The following is a 16625-nucleotide window of genomic DNA, read 5'->3' on the forward strand; positions in this document are numbered from 1 at the left end:
TCAGGGGCGGTGCACCGGCACAGCGGCGGTGACGACCTCGCAGATCAGTTCGAGCAGTTCCGGTCCGCGGTCCGGCTGTGGGGCGGCGAGCGTGAACAGGAGACACCCACCGCCGTCCGCGTCGGGCACGAACGCCTGGGCCTGGGAGCCAGAACTGTCGGTGCGGTGCATCAGCAACGCGGTCTGCCCGTGTTCGAGCCGGGTGAGGCGCGCGCCTTCGATGCCGGGACCACCCCGGTCCTCCAACTGGCTCAGCAGGTCGGTCGTGGTGTACTGGTCGGCGGTGCCCGGCACCCGGAAACCCGTCACCGACAACAGGGCGGCTGGGCGGCCCGGCGGGGTGGCCAGTGCGAGCAGCCAGATGCCGGCCTCCACGGCCCCGGCGACGACGTCCGAGGCGATCGACTCGAACTCGGCGCCGCGCACAAACCCTTGCCGCTCGGGTTGTGCGTCGGAGAGTAACGCCACCAGGTCGCCCTCGGCGGTGTCGCTGTCGCCCATGGGGATCAGCCGAACCCACTCGGGCAGCGGGAACTGGAGCAAGGCGCGGTTCACTTGATGCCCTCGACTTTCTTCAGCGCGATGTTCGCTACCTGCTCCGGCGGTGACCGGCCGAGCCGTCTGCCCAGCCCGACCGGCCCCGCCGAAGAGTCCTGCCGTCGCGGCGTCCTGTGCCCACCCGAGGAGACGTTGTCGGCTCCTCGCCACGGCTTCCGCGGCCGGGCCCTGCCAGGTCGCCAGGAGAACAGTGAGCCTCCGCTGGAGGAACTCGTTGCACTCCACGAGCTTCTCGGCCACGAGGAGCTCGCCGGGGTCGTGCTCACCCATCGTCGTGTGCCGCTCTCCCGAGCTGCTCGACGTCGTCTTCCTCGATCGCCATGTACAGAGCGGCGGTGCGCGTCAGGACCGTGTCGAGGTCGGCGAGCTCAGCGAGGTAGCCGGCCAGTGCCCGTTCGGCGCCGACGGGGCCCCAACCACCGAGCCCTCTGATCTCGTGGAGCACGCCGTGCAGCTCGTCGCGCACACCCCTGATGTGATCGCTGGTCTCCAGCAGGTCGTTGAACACCGCGACCGTCGAGTCCGGGGAACCGTGGGTCTGCATGTGCAACTGTTCCGCTTGGAGCACGGCGGAAACGTCGTGACCGTCAACCTCGTACGACACGGACACCTCCGTACCTCAGGTCGTACAGCTCGTTGCCCAGGTATTGCCCGACCCGTGCGGAATCCGCCGGTACGAGCGTCGTCCACACCGGCGAGTCCCATGAATCGGGGCCGGCGAGCACACCACCCGCCTGCGACGCGTACCAGGTCCACACCCGGCGATCCCGGTCGGCACGCGTCCTGGCCGTGATGCCGAACCGCGCGACGGCGCTACCAGCACCGGCCAGATGTCCCACCGTGGGCAGCAAATCGACGATCTTGCCCGGTAAGGCGCTGTCGCGCATCAGGCTGATCTGGATGGTGTCGTCCGCCCGCACCGCGAGCGCCGCACGGTCGCCACTCACCGCACCCACCAGGTCGAGCGGCCTGCCGCCGGTGAGTCGCCCGTCGACGACGAAATCACCGCAGGTCAGCAGGACGAGCGCGTCGCCGAGAGCGCCGACGGGTTCGAGTCCCCGTTCGGCCAGCTCCACCTTCAGCGCCTCGACGTGGCGTAGCCGCTCCACGAAGGTCACCCCTGGTGACGGCACCTCCAGGAGGCACGGCAACGCCAGCGTTTCCAAGAGAATCCCGACGTCCATTTTGGACAATAACCAACTGGGCACGCGACAATTGCCCCCCAACACCCTGACTGATGGCATGCGCAAGTAGGATCCGCGAGGCAGTTGCCGGCGCGGTTCGGCCACAGGTATACGTGTCCGACGAGGTGACCGGCAAGAACTTCGGACAACTTCGGACGCGATAGCGCAATGGACGACGTCGAGTCACCGCAGCAGTTCGCCGACCGTCTCAGGGAACTCGTCAACGCGTCCGGCTACAGCCTGCGCGACCTCGCGAGGAAGACGAGGCTCTCGAAAAGCGGCGTGCACGACGCGTTGGACGGCGAGCATTTCCCGAGCCTGGAAAAGGTCGTCAAGATAGTCAGGGTGTGCGCCGGCGACGAAAAATGGTGGCGCGAAAAATGGGCCGAAGTGAACGCCGCCCGACGCAACAAACGAGCGCCCGCGGAATCCACCGAGCCCGGTTGGCGGCGGCCACCACCTCGGCAGCTGCCCGCGACGGTCGCTGACTTCGTCGGGCGCGCCGACGAGTTCGAGATTCTCACGGAGCAGCTGAAAAGGTCGCCGCACCACCGCAGTCCCGTCGTGATCACCTCGATCGAAGGAACCGCGGGAGTGGGAAAGACCGCTCTCGCGGTCTGGTGGGGCAGCCGGATGACCGACCGTTTTCCCCATGGCCAGCTCTACGTCGACCTGCGCGGGTACGGCCCTGGCCAGCCCCGCCGCTCGGGCGACGCGGTGGCGGCCTTCCTGGGCGCGCTGGGGGTTCCGGCCGCACAGGTGCCGGGGGACGAGGACGAACGCACCGCGCTGTACCGGTCGCTGCTGGCGGGCAAGAAGACGCTGGTGGTGCTGGACAACGCGGCGTCGGCCGAACAGGTACGCCCCCTGCTACCAGGCCCGTCGTCCTGTCTGGTGATCGTGACGAGCCGCGACGAGCTGCCCGGGCTGGTCGCCAGCAACGGCGCCCAACAGATCGTTCTCGACCGGCTGGCCGCGCCCGACGCCGTCGAACTGCTACGGCGAATCATCGGCCGAGACAGGGTCGACGCCGAACCGGAAGCGGCGGACGAGATCGCCCGCCGGTGTGCGTATCTCCCCCTCGCGCTGCGCGTCGCCGCGCAGCGGGCGCTGTCCAGCCAGCACCTCACGCTGACCGAGATCACGAGTCAGCTCGCCACCGCCCATGATCGTCTGGACCTGCTCGCGACGCCCGACAACGACCGGACCATGAACGTCCGCGTCGTGTTCTCGTGGTCCTACCAGGCGTTGCCCACCGGAGCGGCACGACTGTTCCGGCTACTCGGCCTGCACGCCGGTCCAGAGATCGGGATTCCCGCCGCCGCGGCGCTCGCCGACATCACCACGACCGAGGCCGCGGAACTGCTCGAGATCATCTCGGGCGCGCATCTCCTGGATCGCGTCGGGGAGGACCGCTACCGGTTTCACGACCTGTTGCACGACTACGCCGCCGAGCAGGCCGTCGAGGACGAAACCGCGCAGGACCGCGCCGAAGCGGTCCTGCGGGTGCTGGAGACGTACCTGCACGCCGCGGACGCGGCCGACAAAGCCTTCACGCCCACCCGGCTCCGTGTCCCGCTCGACCCGTCGCCCCGGGTCCGCGAGGTGCCCGTCTTCGACACGTACGCGCAGGCGATGGAATGGTTCGATCTCGAACGTACCAACCTCGCGGCGGCGACCCGCCAGGCCGCCGACGCCGGAAACGACGACGTCGCCTGGAAGATCCCCGCCGCCATGTCCGTCTACTGCTATGTGCGCAAGCCGTGGGAAGAATGGCTCACGTCGCACGAAATCGGTCTCGCCGCGGCCCGGCGCGGCCATGCACCGCTCGGCGAGGCCGCGCTGCTCAGTGGGCTCGGCGCGGCGTCCTACGAGCTTCGCGAGCACCGGGCGGCCGTCGAGCACCTCGAACAGGCCGTCGCGCTGTGGCGGGACCTCGACCATCTGTGGGGCGAGGCGATCGCGCTCAACATCCTCGGCTCGGCGCACCGCGATCTGCGCCAGTTCGAGCAGGCGATCACCTGCTTCCAACGGGCGCTGGCCATCTGGCCGATGATCGACCAGATCTGGGGCAAGGGCGTCACCCTGCACAACCTCGGCACCACCTACCGGGAGCTGGGCGAGTTCGAGCAGGCCGTCGACTGGCTGAGCCAGTCCATCGAGGTCCGCCGCGCCATGCCGGACCGGTACGGCGAGGGCTGGGCCCTGCACGACCTCGGCGTGGTCCAGACGGACCTCGCCCGGTTCACGGACGCGATCACCTACTTCGACCAGGCACTGACGATCCGACGCGAGATCGGCGACCGCCACGGCGAGGCCCAAACCCATTACGAGCTGGGCAAAGCCGCCCACGCCACCGGAGATTCGACCGTCGCGGAAGAACACCTACACGACGCCCTCACCATCTTCGACGACCTGCACGATCCTCGCGCCCACGAAGTGAAGGACTGGTTGAGCAGGCTGTAGACAGAGAGGTTGGCCTGCGGCGACTAGATCATTATCTCATGTCGTGCCAGGTTGATCCGAGGTAATGGCCGCAAGTTCGGCAGCGCCGGCTACCTATCGTTCGTCGCATGTTGATCGGCGATGAGAAGTACGTGACGTCCGGCGGTCTGCGGCTGTGGACCGAGCGGTTCGGCGACCGCGACGATCCCAGTGTTCTGCTGATCATGGGCACCTCGGCGCAGGCCATCGGCTGGCCGGACGAACTGGTCGCGCGCCTCGTCCACGGTGGCCGTCAGGTCATTCGCTTCGACCACCGCGACACCGGTTGTTCGGATTGTGTCGACTTCAGGGCGAATCCGTACACGCTGGCGGACATGGCCGCCGACACGCTGGCCGTGCTCGACGGCCACGGCATCGACCGGGCGCATGTGGTGGGCGTCTCCCTGGGCGGCGCGATTGGCCAGTGGCTGGCGGTGCACCACGGGGCACGGGTCCAGACCCTGACCACGATCATGACCTCCCCCATGGGCAACAACGCGGGACCAGCCTGGGCGCGAGCCATGGCCGGCCAGCCAGCCGCGCCGGACGAGTTGCCACCACCGGCGCCACGGTTCCTTCGCCACGTGATGGAATCCGCGCAGGCGCCCCGCGCGAACCCGGAGCAACGCATCGACGCGGACCTACAGACCTGGCGGGTGCTCAACGGCGAGGTCCTGCCGTTCGACGAGCCCGCCGCACGACGGTTCGTCGAACGCTCCCACCGACGGGCTCACAATCCCGCCGCGGCCAGCAACCACGACCTCGCGGGCCGCCAGTTCACCGAGGAACGACTCGCGCCGCTGTCCTCGATCACCTCGCCCACCCTGGTGATCCACGGCAGCGAGGACCCCATCTTCGCCACCGCACACGCCGAAGCGCTGGCCGCGCAGGTGCCTGGCGCGCGGCTGCGCACCATCGAGGGCATGGGCCACAACCTGTTCTCGCCAGGACTACCTGAGCGGATCGCCGACCTGATCGTCGACCACACGGCCACTCGGTAGCGTCTGCGGGCTATCGGTCGAAGCGGAACGGCTCCAGCACGCCCGGGCGCTGTCCTGTGTGGACGAACTCGGCGACCGCTCTACCGGACGCCGGACCGAGGGTGACGCCAAGCATGCCGTGGCCGGTGTTGAGGAAAGCGTTGCCGTGCCCAGGAATCCGGTCGATCACCGGCAGTGTGTCCGGCAGCAAGGGCCGCCCACCCACCCACGGGTCGCGGATCAGGCCGGGTAGCTCGTCGGCGTGGGTGAACCAGTTGCCGAGGTAGTGCCGGCTCGCCCTCGCCAGCGCCACCACCCGACGCCAGTCGAGGCGGTTGTTGTTGCCGCTCAACTCCATCGTGCCGGCGATCCTCGTCGTGCCGTTCATCGGTGAGGCGACCAGGTTGTGGTCACCGAAGTACAGGGTGTGCGCCGGCGCCGGGTCGAGGTCCACCGTGAAGCTGTAGCCCTTGCCGGCCTGCACCGGCAGCGGCCGGTCGATGCGCCGCAGCAGACCCGGCGACCACATCCCGGCCGCGATCACCACCGCTCCGCACGCCAGGTCGCCCTGGTTGGTGCGCAGGCCGGTGACCATCCCGTGGGAACGCTGGAACCCTGACACCTCGACGTTTTCCCGCACCTTGCCGCCGAGCGCCTGCACCCGGTCGCGGAGCGAACGCGCCAACGCGGCCGGCTCGACCACGCCCTCCCCCGGCACGAGGTACGCCGCTCCGACCGACGCGGCGAGCGACGGGTCTAGGTCGCGTGCCTCGTCACCGAGCGTCACGTCGGCCGGGACCTCGTAACGGCCGCCGGCCATCATGCGCTGGACGTCCAGGTGATGGCGTGCTCGCGCGGGAGACAGGAACGCGTGGACCATGCCAGGCCGGGACAACCCTGTGTCCACACCGGACTCACGCAGCTCCTCGAACAGCTCGAACGTGTCCCGGTTGAGGTTCGCAACCGCGAGGTAACCGCGCTCGAACCGGGACTGCGTGCTGTTGCGCCAGAAACCCAGCAGCCACGGCACCAGGTTCGCGACCGGCCGCAGGTAGACCGGTGAGTCCGGCCGACCCAGCGACCGCAACGCGTGCCGGACGACCCCGGGGGACGCGACCGGCGCCGAGTGGCTCAGGCACACCCAGCCGGCGTTGCCGAGCGACGCGCCCGACGCGACCGTGCTGCGCTCCACGACCTCGACCGGCATCCCGGCCCGCAGCAGGTAGTAGGCCGTGGACAAACCGACGATCCCGCCGCCGACGACCAGGACCGTGTCCGTGTTCCCCACCGCTACCCGTCCCGGTACGAGGCGAGGAACGCACGCGTGCGCTCGTGTTCCGGTGTGCCGAGCACCCGCGCGGGCGGGCCTTCCTCGATGATCCGGCCGCCGTCGACGAACACCGTCCAGTCAGACACCTCACGCGCGAACGGCAGCTCGTGCGTCACGAGGATCATCGTCATGCCGTCGGCGGCGAGCTCCCGCATCACCCGCAACACCTCGCCCGTCGACTCCGGGTCCAAAGAGGACGTCGGCTCGTCGAACAGCAGCACCTCCGGCTTCAGTGCGAGCGCCCGCGCGATGGCCACGCGCTGTTGCTCGCCACCGGACATCTGCTCCGGGTAGGCCAGCGCGCGGTGCGCGAGCCCGACCCGCCGCAACAGCTCGACCGCCTGTCGCAGCGCGGTTTTCTCGGGCACGCCGGCACGAACCTGGCCCAGCACGACGTTCTCCACCGCGGTCAGGTGCGGGAAGAGGTTGAACCGCTGGAAGACCATGCCCACCTTTCGGCGCAGTGCCGCCAGGTCACGGCAGACGAGCTGCCCACCCGAGAAGACCGTCTCCCCCGCCACCCGCAGCTCTGCCCGGTCAGGCCGTTCGAGCATGTTGACACAGCGCAGCAACGTGGTCTTCCCGCCGCCGCTCTGCCCGATGATGCTCACGATCGTGCCGCTCTCCACCCGCAGGTGGACGTCGTCGAGCACGACCCGGCCGTCGAAGGACTTCGTGAGGTGCTCGACGAGGACGACGGGCTCCGCCTTCTCCCTGACACCGTCCTGTGTGGTCGCTGACTGTGTCATGTCGTGGCCTCCAGCAGGAGCCGCGCTTCTCGCAGAACTCTCCTCCGCCGCCGGGACAGCGGCACACCGGAACGGATCCGCCGTTCCAGCCACAGAAGACACTGCGACACCGGATAGCAGATGGCGAAGTAGAGCGCCGCGATCACCAGGTACACCTCGAGCGCACGGAACGTGGCCGAGGCGATGAGCCGGCCCTGGGACATCAGTTCCGCGGCCGAGATCGTGACCAGCAGGCTCGTCGACTTGAGCATGTCAACGAGCATCGTGTTGGTGCCGGGCAGGGCAAGACGTAACGCCTGCGGCAGCACCACGTCGCCCAGTGTCCGCACCGACCCGAGCCCGAGCGCGTCGGCCGCCTCACGCTGTCCACTGTGGATGCCGCTGATCGCGGCACGGAACGTCTCGGACAGGTAGGCGCCGTAGAAGATGATCAGACTGAGGCAACCCGCCTGGAACACGTCCAACCGCAGACCGACCGACGCGAGGCCGAAGTAGGTCAGGAAGATGATCGCCAGCAGCGGGATGTTCTTGAACACCTCGGTGTAGATCGCGGCGGGGATCCTCAGTAGACGAAGGTGGCTGAGCCGGGCCAGCGCGAGCAGCAGCCCGACCACGACCGCGCCGGCGAACCCGACGAGCGTGAACAGGGCCGTCTCGACGAGCCCGTCACGCAGGGCGGGCACGTACTCGGACCATGGAACCTGGAACATCGCGCGCTCCTCAGATCGACGGGGGCGTCCAGTCGGCCGGCCGGTCCACACCCGCTCGCGCGGCCGCCATCTCGGGCGACGGCTTGAGGAACTCGTCCGGGTCGCCGCCGTACTTCTTGATCAGCGTGGTCAGCTCACCGCTCGCGTACATCTTCCGGATCTCCTTCGAGATCGCGGCTTCCAGCTTCGGCGACTGCTTCGGCAGGTAGAAGCTCGTCATGTAGGGCTGGAAGTAGGCGTACTCCGGGTGTTCCTTGACCTGCTCGTCGGTCGGCGGGGTGAGGTACTGCGTCTGGATGTTCAGCTCTGGCCGCTCCTTCTCGGCCGCGATCACGATCAGCGGGTCGAGGAACCCGACGTCGAGCCGGCCGGCGCCGAGGTCGTCGAACACGCCGTTGGCGTCGGGGAACGCCCGCAGCGTCGCGCCAGGCACGACCTGGATCGCCTTGACCCACACGTAGCCCTCGACCGTGCCGAGCTGGTGTCCTTCCAGGTCCGCGATGGTCTTGTACTTCTGGCCTGCCCGCACCGCCATCGCCGGCGGCGAGTAGTAGGGCGGATCGGTGAAGAGCCCCTGCTTCTGGCGTTCGGCGGTCCACGCGACCCCGCCGATGGTGATGTCCACGCGGCGGGACTGCACCGAGGCCAGCATCCCCGCGAAGTCGGTGTTCTGCGCGCGCACGGTCAGGCCGAGCCGGCCGGCCACGGTCGTGAGGATCTCGCTGTCCAGACCGGTGAGCTTGTCGCCCACGAGCGTCGTGTAGGGCGCGTAGGGCTGCACGGCGACCGTCAGCACACCCGGTTCGATGGTGTCGAGGTCCTTGTTGGACCCGGGCTGCTCGGACTCCGCCGAGGAGCACGCCGAAGCTGTGATCGCGATGGCAAGCAGGGCCGTGACCAGTCTGGGGATCATTCGGGAGCCGCCTTCCGTACACCCCTGGAGTCAGGCCACGCTAGATCAGGGAGATGACGCTTGACACTGGACGGATCGACCAAGCATTCCTGCGGATTCACCGCCTGAGGCTGTACGTTCCGTATCATGCTGACTCCGTCGCTCGCCCAGGAAATCGCCAGCGAGACGAGCGAGGTGTGCGGCTTCAACGTGGTCATCACGGGCCGTGACGGCGTCATCATCGGCAGCGGCGACCTTCGCCGGATCGGCCAGTTCCACGAGGCGTCGGTGGAGGTGGCCCACACCCAGCAGCCGGCCGCGCACGACGCCGCCGCCGCACGCAAGCTGTCAGGCGTACGCCCCGGCATCACCCTGCCGCTCATGCTCGACGACGAGGCGATCGGCACGGTCGGCATCACCGGTTCCCCGGCGGTGGTGCGCCGGTTCGGCATGCTGGTGAAGAACCAGACCGAGATCCTGCTGCGCGAGTCCAGGACGTTGCAGTCACGCATCATCCGGGAGAACGCGGTCGGCGACCTGGTGCGGGACATCGCCCACTACGACCCGGACGTGCTCGAACCCGAGGTCCTCGCGGGCGCCGCCGCCGATCTGGGCTTCGACCTCACGGTGCCGCGGGTCGCCGCGGTCCTGGAGATCGGCGACCCGTCACGGCAGGCCGCCACGCTGCGAGTGCTACGCGGAATCTTCCGGGACGCACAGGACATCATGGGCGCGACCGGACCGTCCCGTTTGGTCGTTCTGCACCGGGGGTCGCCGGACCTGTGCCACACGGCCGCCGAACAGCTCCCCGACACCCGGATCGGCGTCGGCCCACGAGCCACGACCGTGCCGCAGCTGTGTGCTTCCTACGCCGACGCGGTGACAGCCGCCCGACTCGGCGGCCGGCTCGGCGGCCGGGACCGCGTGCACCACATCGCCGACTTCCGCCTGCACGAACTGCTGGCCGCGGCCGGCCCACGCACCAGAGCCAGATACCACTCCGAAACCCTCGGCGGCCTACGTGACCAGCCCGACTGGCCCGCCCTGCGCGCGACGATCCTCGCCTGGTGCGACAGCGGCTTCCACCTCGTCAACGCGGCCCGCGCCCTGCACGTGCACCGCAACACACTGATCTACCGCCTCGGCAAGATCGAACGCATCACCGGCCGCAACCCCCGCGAACACCGGTTCGCGGTGGCGCTGTACGTGGCCGCCCTGATCGACGAACTGGACTCGTAGCGGTTTGCCGCCCGCGGGTGGTGCCTGCGGATGGCATGATCGGGAATCGTGACGAGGCTTGGTGTGGTGTTTCGGCCGCAGTTCGCGCCTGAGCGGTTGCGGGACGTGGCGCGGGTCGCCGAGGAGTCGGGGTTGGACGAGGTCTGGCTCTGGGAGGACTGCTTCTACGAGAGCGGCATCGCGAGCGCGACGGCGCTGCTCGGGTGGACCGAGCGGATCCGGGTCGGTGTCGGGTTGCTGCCGGTGCCGTTGCGGAACGTGGCGCTGGCCGCCATGGAGGTGGCCACGATCGAGCGGCTCTTCCCCGGTCGGGCGACGCTCGCGTTTGGACACGGGTTGCAGGTGTGGATGGGGCAGGCCGGCGTGCGTGCGGAGTCGCCGGTGACGCTGTTGCGTGAGTACCTGGTCGCGCTCCGGCGGCTGCTCGCCGGTGAGCGGGTGACCATGCACGGGCGGTACGTCAACCTCGACGACGTCCAGCTTCACTGGCAGCCCGATCCGCCGCCCGCGGTCGTCGCCGGGGCGTTCGGGCCGAAGTCTCTCGCGGTGTGCGTGGAGGAGGCGGACGGGATCATTCTCGCCGGGGTCGCCGGGCCGGACGGGGTTCGGCGGATGCGGGAGACCACCGACAAGCCGATCGTCGTCTACGCGCGGGCGGCCTTCGGGGCGGACGCTCAGGAACGGCTCGACGCCGAGGAAATCCAGGAGTTCGGTGCCGCGAACGACGACGTGGCCGGGATCGTCGAGCAGCTCGTCGAGGCCGGGGCCACCACCGTGGTGCTCCAGCCGACGCCGGACGAACCCGATCTCGAGGCGTTCGTCCGGTCCGTGGCCGCGCTCAGATAGTCACGGTCGTGTGGACGTCGTCGCCGCCCAGTTCGGCCGGCATCCACGCGTGGAGCGTGTACTCGCCGGGCGGCAGGTCCCCGGGCGCGATCTCGACGCCGTACGAGAACTCCGTGTGCACCGGGATCGGATCGACGTTCGAGTAGCATGTCAGGTGCAGTTGCACGGTGTCGCCGCCCGCGACCGGGGTCAGGTCGACCGTGGCCGGGAACTGGCCGTAGCCGATCGGGACGTTGCCCACGTTGTACGCCGACAGCGCCAGGACGCGTGTGTCCTGGTGGAACCGCGCGGGCTCGTCCTCGGTGATCCAGCGGGCTTCCGGGCCCTGCTCGACGTACGTGTGCGGCTCGCGGCCGTCGGTGCTCGGCGGCCTCGGGTCCTCCTGGCGCAGCAACGCCCACGTCTGGTTCCCGACGATCCCGTCGACCATCGCGTCGCGGCGGTCCTGGAACGCCCACACCGCCCGCAAGGTCTCGTCGTCGAACACGCCGTTCTCCGTGACGGGATGACCCCACAGGTTGAGCAGCTCCTGCAGGTACTCCACCCACCCGTCGACGCTCTCGTCGCCGTGCCGCAGCGTCGGTTCGTCGGTCTCGGGCGGCGGTTCCTCCCTTGGCTGGCCACCGCCGCCACCGCCTCCGCCGCCCTCGTTGGCGTCGCGGAGGATGAACCGGACCGGCGTCTCCTCCTTGCGGTCACGCGGCATCTGCGGTGGCCCCATCTGGTACAGCGCCGCGCTGGCCCCGTCGAGCCGGTTGTCCGCGATGTTGTCGCCCACCTCGGTGTTGCTCCAGAACACCGTCCACAGTGCATGCGACGGGTCCTGCGTGACGGAGAACCGCGCGAAGCCCACCACGCCTTCCCGCCGGTGGTCGGGCCGTAGCTTCTCCGACACGGTGAACGTCGTGCTGCTGTCCGGCGGGATGTCGTCGTCCGGGAACGTGACCGCGTCGCCCGCGTCGAAGTGCGTCTCGTTGAGGTACAACGTCTGCCGCGTTTCGTTGATGACCGTGATCTCGCACGAGTTCCGGTCGACGACCCCGTCCCCACCGCCGCCGAAGTCCTCCTCCAGCACGACGAACTCGTACGGCGACATCACCGAACCGGCCTGCGCGAACGCCACCGTGGCCTTGAAGTCGACGACCGTGCCATCCGGCCGGGTCTGCCCGGACGGGAACGCGATCTGCACGTCGCCGGTGTTGTCGCCAGCGGCCGGGTTGTTCCAGTGCATGAGGACGTGGGCGTGCTCTGGCGCGCCGATGGCGTAGCGGCACCAGCCCTCGTCGCCGGTCAGGATCGAGTTGGGGGTCTCGCCGGACAGGAACGTCGCGGTGTCGCCGGGCTCGATCCGGTTGGGCGGCAGGATCCGCAGGGCGCCGGAGCCGTCCTTGCCCGGGTCCTCCGCCCAGTCACCGGGCGCCTCCCGCAGCTCCTCGATGAACACGAGCGCGTGCTGTGTCCGGTTGACCACGTTGATGGCGGTCGAGTTCCTGGCGTCGATGAGGTCTTTCAGCTCGACGCCGAGCTTCTTCGCCAGCTCGATGTACTCGGGCAGCTGGAGGAGGTCTTGTGGGCTGACCATGCCCGCCAGCGTGCGCGCGTGAGCGTGCACGCGGAGCGCACGCGAGGGCGGACCTTAGGGCAGCTTTTTCACGCTCGCGACGAGCAGATCGACGCGACCGGCAAGGACAGACCCAGGATTCTTCGAATCCCGCACGGCACGCAAGGTGGCGGCCACCTCAACGCAATCACCGCCGTTGGAGCCGCTGAAGCTGCTCTTGCGCCACGCTGTCTCGGACCTCACCCTCGCGACGAGCAGGTCGACACGACCGGCCAGGACAGATCCGGGGTTCTTCGAATCCCGCAAAGCATCCAGCGTGTTCGCCACCTCAACACAACTGCCGCCGTTGGAGCCGCTGAAACTGCTCTTGCGCCAGGCCATCTCACACCTCAATCAGGCAGGGACGTTCAGGTGTACTCCTCTGCCATCTTATCGATGAGGATCCGCGACATCTCCGGTTCGAGGGCGGCATCCCGAAGACGCCCGTAGACGGCGCTGTACTGGGTGTATTCCTCGGGTTCGGTCAGGTAGGTGGCCCCGAACAGGTCCTCCAGGTAGACGGTTGCGATGTTCTGCTGCGCCAACCGGAACAACTCGAATGCAGATGCCACCGAAATGCGGTCCGACACCTCGAACGGCAAGACCCGAACGGTGATGTTCGGCCGCTTGGCCATCTTCGCCAGGTGCTTGAGCTGGAGGCGCATGATCTTCTTGTCGCCCAGCATCCGCCGCAGCGCGCCCTCGCCGAGCACCACGTCGTACCGCAGCGACGGCCTTCCGCTGCGCCGCAGGACATCCTGGCGTTTCAGCCGCACGGCGACCTGCTTGTCGATGAGCCGCTCGTCCGCCTCCGGCTCCCACGCTCGGATCATGGCCCGGGCGTAGTCCTCGGTCTGCAGAAGGCCCGGCATCATGTCGATCTGATAGGTCTTGATCTCCGTTGCGTCCGATTCCAGCGCGATGAACCGTCGAAACCAGTCCGGGACCGCGTCGCGTTTGCCCGCTCGCCTGCGGCGTCGTTTGGGGCGTTGTTCGGCCAACCCCACAAGATAGTCACGTTCTTCCACGGACACGTCATAGAAATCGCAGAGGATTCGGACCTCGTCCGGCGTGGCGCCTTGCCTGCCGTTCTCGATCTTGCTGAGCTTGGGGCCTTGCGCCTTGAGCGGTTCGCAGGCTTCGACGGCCGTATACCCGGCTTCCTCTCGCAATCGCCGCAACTCGATCCCGAGCTGCGCGTTGATCATGTCGGCGTCAGACAGTGCGCTCATAAGTGCATCGTGCAAGGAAGAAGGAATCTTCGCGCCCTGTGTCACTCGAAAGAGGGAGACGAGTGGCGAGAAACTTTCTCCTTAGTTATCCATGCCAGATGGACACCAACTGGATCAGGTCAGTTCTCGCTGACGCCGCCGTTATCTGCCAGCCACGACTGTTCGCCATTCACGGTCTGTACGAAAACCGCGAGCTGGGCACCATCCTCGGCTGGGGCATGCAGTTCCCCGACGGTCAGGGCACCGTCTACACCGACCCCAACACCCGCGCGACCCGCGGCACGTCGACGGCGGAGAACATGCTGCTCCACATGCGAGTGATCGGCGACGTGGAGCTGACCTGGCTCACCGACCCTGCGCAAGTGACAAAGTGAACACCAACAGAGACAACGGTGCACACTGTGACACTGCCTCGCGGGACCCCCGCGACACACGATCCCAGGATGGCACTCACGACCACCAGCGAGGATGGCCGAGTCGATCTCGCCGATCACTCGGCTATCGCGGACAGCCGCTTCTACAACGCAGAGCTCGCCCCAGTGCCTGTGGCGCAGCGTAACTGGACCACGTACAACTACTTCGCCCTCTGGATGGGGATGGCCCACAACATCCCCAGCTACCTGCTCGCCTCCGGCCTGATCGCACTGGGCATGGACTGGCTGCAGGCATTCCTCACGATCACGCTCGGCAACATCATCGTCCTGATCCCGATGTTGCTGAACAGCCACGCCGGCACGAGATACGGCATCCCGTTCCCCGTCTTCGCACGCGCGTTCTACGGCGTGCGCGGCGCGAACCTCGCCGCGTTGCTGCGGGCGTTCATCGCATGCGGGTGGTTCGGCATCCAGACCTGGGTGGGCGGGTCGGCGATCTACGTGATCGTCGGCAAGCTCGTCGGCGACGGCTGGCTGAACACCGAGGTGGTCGGGGGGCAGCCCATCACGCTGTGGGCGTCGTTCGCGGTGTTCTGGGTCATCCAGATGCTGATCATCTGGCGCGGCATGGAGGCCGTGCGGAAGTTCGAGAACTGGACGGCGCCGCTGGTGAGCGTCGGTTTCCTGATCCTGCTGGCGTACGTGCTGATCAAGGCCGGCGGTCCGGGTCCGATCCTGTCGCAGCCGTCGAAGCTCGGCTGGGGCGCGGACTTCTGGACCGTGTTCGCGCCGTCACTGATGGGCATGATCGCGTTCTGGGCGACGCTGTCGCTGAACATGCCGGACTTCACGAGGTTCGGCGGGTCGCAGCGCAAGCAGTTCTGGGGGCAGATCCTGGGCCTGCCGACCACGATGTCGTTCATCGCGATCATCGGGATCCTGACGACGTCGGGCGGCGCGCTGCTGTTCGGTGAGGTGATCTGGGACCCGGCGCAGCTCGCGGCGCGGTTCTCGTCGCCGGTGGTCGTGGTCATCGCCCTGGTGGCGCTGGTGCTGGCGACGATCTCGGCGAACCTGGCCGCGAACGTGGTGAGCCCGTCGTACGACTTCTCCAACGCGTTCCCGAAGAAGATCACGTTCGCGCTCGGCGGGCTGATCACCGGCGTCCTCGGGATCATCGCCCAGCCGTGGCAGCTGCTCGCGAACGCGGACATCTACATCAACGGGTGGCTGACCTTCTACGGTGGCGTGCTCGGCGCGGTGGCCGGCGTGCTCATCACCGGGTACTGGGTGCGGGCACGCACATACCTGGCGTTGGAGGATCTCTACAAAGAGGGCGGCAGGTACTGGTTCACCGGCGGGTGGAACATCCCGGCGCTGGTCGCGACCCTGGTTGGCGCGGTGCTGGCGGTCGGTGGCGCGCACAGCGCGTCGGGCACGCCGTTCCCGGAGGACGGGCTGATCCCGTTCTTGAAGGAGTTCTACAACTACAGCTGGCTCGTCGGATTGGTGGCAGCATCTCTCGTGTATCTGCTGCTGACCGCGGGGAGCACCTCGCGGGAGAGCGCACCGGCTCCCACGCCGGTGCCGGAAGGAGAAGCAGTTGTCTGAGATCGTCAGGGCCGGCCTGGTGCAGCAGCGGTGGACCGGCGACAAGGAGTCGATGATCGCGAACGCGGTGACCCACATCGCGGCGGCGGCATCGCAGGGCGCGCAGGTCGTGTGCCTGCAGGAGCTGTTCTACGGCCCGTACTTCTGCCAGGTGCAGGACGCCGACTACTACTCCTACACCGAGCAGATCCCCGACGGGCCGACCACGCAGCTCATGTGCGAGCTGGCCGACCAGCACGGGGTGGTGCTGGTCGTGCCCATGTACGAGCAGGAGCAGCCGGGCGTCTACTACAACACCGCGGCGGTGATCGACGCCGACGGGACCTACCTCGGCAAGCACCGCAAGAACCACATCCCGCAGGTCAAGGGGTTCTGGGAGAAGTTCTACTTCCGGCCGGGCAACCTCGGCTACCCCGTGTTCGACACGGCGGTTGGTCGGATCGGCGTGTACATCTGCTACGAGCGGCACTTCCCCGAGGGGTGGCGCGCGCTCGGACTGGCCGGCGCGCGGATCGTGTTCAACCCGTCGGCCACGTCCCGGGGGTTGTCGGAGTACCTGTGGAAGCTCGAGCAGCCCGCGGCGGCGGTGGCGAACGAGTACTACGTCGGCACCATCAACCGGGTGGGCGTGGAACCGTTGGGTGACAACGACTTCTACGGGCAGTCGTACTTCGCCGACCCGCGTGGCCAGGTCGTGGGGACCACAGCGTCCGACAACGAGGAAGAGGTCATCGTGCGTGACCTCGACATGGGTCTGCTCACCGAGGTCCGTGACCTGTGGCAGTTCTACCGGGACCGCAGGCCGGACACGTACGACCAGCTGACCGGAGCGTGAC

The 16625-nt window shown here is 68.1% G+C and carries 17 protein-coding genes; 7 read left to right on the forward strand and 10 right to left on the reverse strand.

Translation table 11 applies throughout. The features are described 5' to 3' along the window. Genes VF106_RS13845 through VF106_RS13855 form a run of 3 tightly spaced genes read right to left on the reverse strand, consistent with a single transcriptional unit; the run spans window position 1 to window position 1802 of the window. Window positions 1-828 (reverse strand): hypothetical protein, encoded by an 828-nt coding sequence (locus tag VF106_RS13845; protein WP_330840075.1) that lies wholly within the window; start codon window positions 826-828, stop codon window positions 1-3. Then, complete coding sequence (locus VF106_RS13850; RefSeq protein WP_330840076.1) at window positions 821-1162, reverse strand: hypothetical protein; 342 nt, start codon at window positions 1160-1162, stop codon at window positions 821-823. The genes VF106_RS13845 and VF106_RS13850 overlap by 8 nt, the downstream gene beginning before the upstream one ends. Beyond that, a complete protein-coding gene (locus VF106_RS13855) occupies window positions 1146-1802 on the reverse strand; it encodes an ESX secretion-associated protein EspG (RefSeq protein ID WP_330840077.1) in 657 nt (218 codons plus the stop codon). Before VF106_RS13855 ends, VF106_RS13850 begins: the two co-directional genes overlap by 17 nt. A 108-nt stretch (window positions 1803-1910) precedes the next feature. On the opposite strand from VF106_RS13855, the gene VF106_RS13860 reads away from it, so the two are divergent. Together VF106_RS13860 and VF106_RS13865 are read left to right on the forward strand one after the other, a co-directional pair. After that, the gene (locus VF106_RS13860) at window positions 1911-4208 is read left to right on the forward strand and encodes a tetratricopeptide repeat protein (RefSeq protein WP_330840078.1); all 2298 of its coding nucleotides are present in this window, start codon (window positions 1911-1913) and stop codon (window positions 4206-4208) included. Window positions 4209-4315: 107 nt separating this feature from the next. Beyond that, complete coding sequence (locus VF106_RS13865; RefSeq protein WP_330840079.1) at window positions 4316-5227, forward strand: alpha/beta fold hydrolase; 912 nt, start codon at window positions 4316-4318, stop codon at window positions 5225-5227. Window positions 5228-5237: 10 nt separating this feature from the next. Here VF106_RS13865 and VF106_RS13870 read toward each other — a convergent pair whose 3' ends face one another. Genes VF106_RS13870 through VF106_RS13885 form a run of 4 tightly spaced genes read right to left on the reverse strand, consistent with a single transcriptional unit; the run spans window position 5238 to window position 8908 of the window. Further along, window positions 5238-6494, reverse strand: coding sequence for an NAD(P)/FAD-dependent oxidoreductase (locus VF106_RS13870; protein ID WP_330840080.1), 1257 nt, complete (start codon window positions 6492-6494; stop codon window positions 5238-5240). Between the two features lie 2 nt (window positions 6495-6496). Continuing rightward, entirely contained in the window at window positions 6497-7285 is a 789-nt protein-coding gene (locus tag VF106_RS13875; RefSeq protein ID WP_330840081.1) for an amino acid ABC transporter ATP-binding protein, read from the reverse strand. Next, complete coding sequence (locus tag VF106_RS13880; RefSeq protein ID WP_330840082.1) at window positions 7282-7995, reverse strand: amino acid ABC transporter permease; 714 nt, start codon at window positions 7993-7995, stop codon at window positions 7282-7284. The genes VF106_RS13875 and VF106_RS13880 overlap by 4 nt, the downstream gene beginning before the upstream one ends. 10 nt (window positions 7996-8005) lie before the next feature. Continuing rightward, entirely contained in the window at window positions 8006-8908 is a 903-nt protein-coding gene (locus VF106_RS13885; RefSeq protein ID WP_330840083.1) for a substrate-binding periplasmic protein, read from the reverse strand. Between the two features lie 126 nt (window positions 8909-9034). Between VF106_RS13885 and VF106_RS13890 the strand changes: the two genes are divergently transcribed. Together VF106_RS13890 and VF106_RS13895 are read left to right on the forward strand one after the other, a co-directional pair. Beyond that, a complete protein-coding gene (locus VF106_RS13890) occupies window positions 9035-10126 on the forward strand; it encodes a CdaR family transcriptional regulator (protein ID WP_330840084.1) in 1092 nt (363 codons plus the stop codon). A 48-nt stretch (window positions 10127-10174) separates the two neighbouring features. After that, window positions 10175-10972 carry an LLM class flavin-dependent oxidoreductase gene (locus tag VF106_RS13895; protein WP_330840085.1) on the forward strand — a complete coding sequence of 266 codons (798 nt, stop codon included), beginning with the start codon at window positions 10175-10177 and terminating at the stop codon, window positions 10970-10972. Here VF106_RS13895 and VF106_RS13900 read toward each other — a convergent pair. Genes VF106_RS13900 through VF106_RS13910 form a run of 3 tightly spaced genes read right to left on the reverse strand, consistent with a single transcriptional unit; the run spans window position 10965 to window position 13804 of the window. Then, complete coding sequence (locus tag VF106_RS13900; protein WP_330840086.1) at window positions 10965-12554, reverse strand: peptidoglycan-binding domain-containing protein; 1590 nt, start codon at window positions 12552-12554, stop codon at window positions 10965-10967. The two genes, VF106_RS13895 and VF106_RS13900, sit on opposite strands and share 8 nt — an antisense overlap. A gap of 54 nt (window positions 12555-12608) precedes the next feature. Further along, complete coding sequence (locus VF106_RS13905; protein WP_330840087.1) at window positions 12609-12914, reverse strand: DUF397 domain-containing protein; 306 nt, start codon at window positions 12912-12914, stop codon at window positions 12609-12611. Window positions 12915-12940: 26 nt separating this feature from the next. Next, a complete protein-coding gene (locus VF106_RS13910) occupies window positions 12941-13804 on the reverse strand; it encodes a helix-turn-helix domain-containing protein (protein WP_330840088.1) in 864 nt (287 codons plus the stop codon). Window positions 13805-13902: 98 nt separating this feature from the next. On the opposite strand from VF106_RS13910, the gene VF106_RS13915 reads away from it, so the two are divergent. The 3 genes from VF106_RS13915 (at window position 13903) to VF106_RS13925 (ending at window position 16624) form a co-directional block, all read left to right on the forward strand. Beyond that, complete coding sequence (locus VF106_RS13915; RefSeq protein WP_330840089.1) at window positions 13903-14178, forward strand: hypothetical protein; 276 nt, start codon at window positions 13903-13905, stop codon at window positions 14176-14178. Window positions 14179-14247: 69 nt separating this feature from the next. After that, window positions 14248-15789, forward strand: a complete 1542-nt coding sequence (locus VF106_RS13920; protein ID WP_330840090.1) for an NCS1 family nucleobase:cation symporter-1 — start codon at window positions 14248-14250, stop codon at window positions 15787-15789. After that, the gene (locus VF106_RS13925) at window positions 15782-16624 is read left to right on the forward strand and encodes a nitrilase-related carbon-nitrogen hydrolase (protein ID WP_330840091.1); all 843 of its coding nucleotides are present in this window, start codon (window positions 15782-15784) and stop codon (window positions 16622-16624) included. Before VF106_RS13920 ends, VF106_RS13925 begins: the two co-directional genes overlap by 8 nt. The last annotated feature ends 1 nt before the right edge of the window (window position 16625 follow it).

It is taken from the genome of Actinophytocola sp. (genome assembly GCF_036378875.1).
GTDB lineage: Bacteria > Actinomycetota > Actinomycetes > Mycobacteriales > Pseudonocardiaceae > Actinophytocola.

What these genes read in the sequence shown, in the direction of transcription:
- VF106_RS13845 (WP_330840075.1), bottom strand. Translation starts at nt 828, where the DNA reads ATGGGTGAGCACGACCCCGGCGAGCTCCTCGTGGCCGAGAAGCTCGTG.
- VF106_RS13855 (WP_330840077.1), bottom strand. Translation starts at nt 1,802, where the DNA reads ATGCCATCAGTCAGGGTGTTGGGGGGCAATTGTCGCGTGCCCAGTTGG.
- VF106_RS13860 (WP_330840078.1), top strand. Translation starts at nt 1,911, where the DNA reads ATGGACGACGTCGAGTCACCGCAGCAGTTCGCCGACCGTCTCAGGGAA.
- VF106_RS13865 (WP_330840079.1), top strand. Translation starts at nt 4,316, where the DNA reads ATGTTGATCGGCGATGAGAAGTACGTGACGTCCGGCGGTCTGCGGCTG.
- VF106_RS13875 (WP_330840081.1), bottom strand. Translation starts at nt 7,285, where the DNA reads ATGACACAGTCAGCGACCACACAGGACGGTGTCAGGGAGAAGGCGGAG.
- VF106_RS13880 (WP_330840082.1), bottom strand. Translation starts at nt 7,995, where the DNA reads ATGTTCCAGGTTCCATGGTCCGAGTACGTGCCCGCCCTGCGTGACGGG.
- VF106_RS13885 (WP_330840083.1), bottom strand. Translation starts at nt 8,908, where the DNA reads ATGATCCCCAGACTGGTCACGGCCCTGCTTGCCATCGCGATCACAGCT.
- VF106_RS13890 (WP_330840084.1), top strand. Translation starts at nt 9,035, where the DNA reads ATGCTGACTCCGTCGCTCGCCCAGGAAATCGCCAGCGAGACGAGCGAG.
- VF106_RS13900 (WP_330840086.1), bottom strand. Translation starts at nt 12,554, where the DNA reads ATGGTCAGCCCACAAGACCTCCTCCAGCTGCCCGAGTACATCGAGCTG.
- VF106_RS13905 (WP_330840087.1), bottom strand. Translation starts at nt 12,914, where the DNA reads ATGGCCTGGCGCAAGAGCAGTTTCAGCGGCTCCAACGGCGGCAGTTGT.
- VF106_RS13910 (WP_330840088.1), bottom strand. Translation starts at nt 13,804, where the DNA reads ATGAGCGCACTGTCTGACGCCGACATGATCAACGCGCAGCTCGGGATC.
- VF106_RS13915 (WP_330840089.1), top strand. Translation starts at nt 13,903, where the DNA reads ATGGACACCAACTGGATCAGGTCAGTTCTCGCTGACGCCGCCGTTATC.
- VF106_RS13920 (WP_330840090.1), top strand. Translation starts at nt 14,248, where the DNA reads ATGGCACTCACGACCACCAGCGAGGATGGCCGAGTCGATCTCGCCGAT.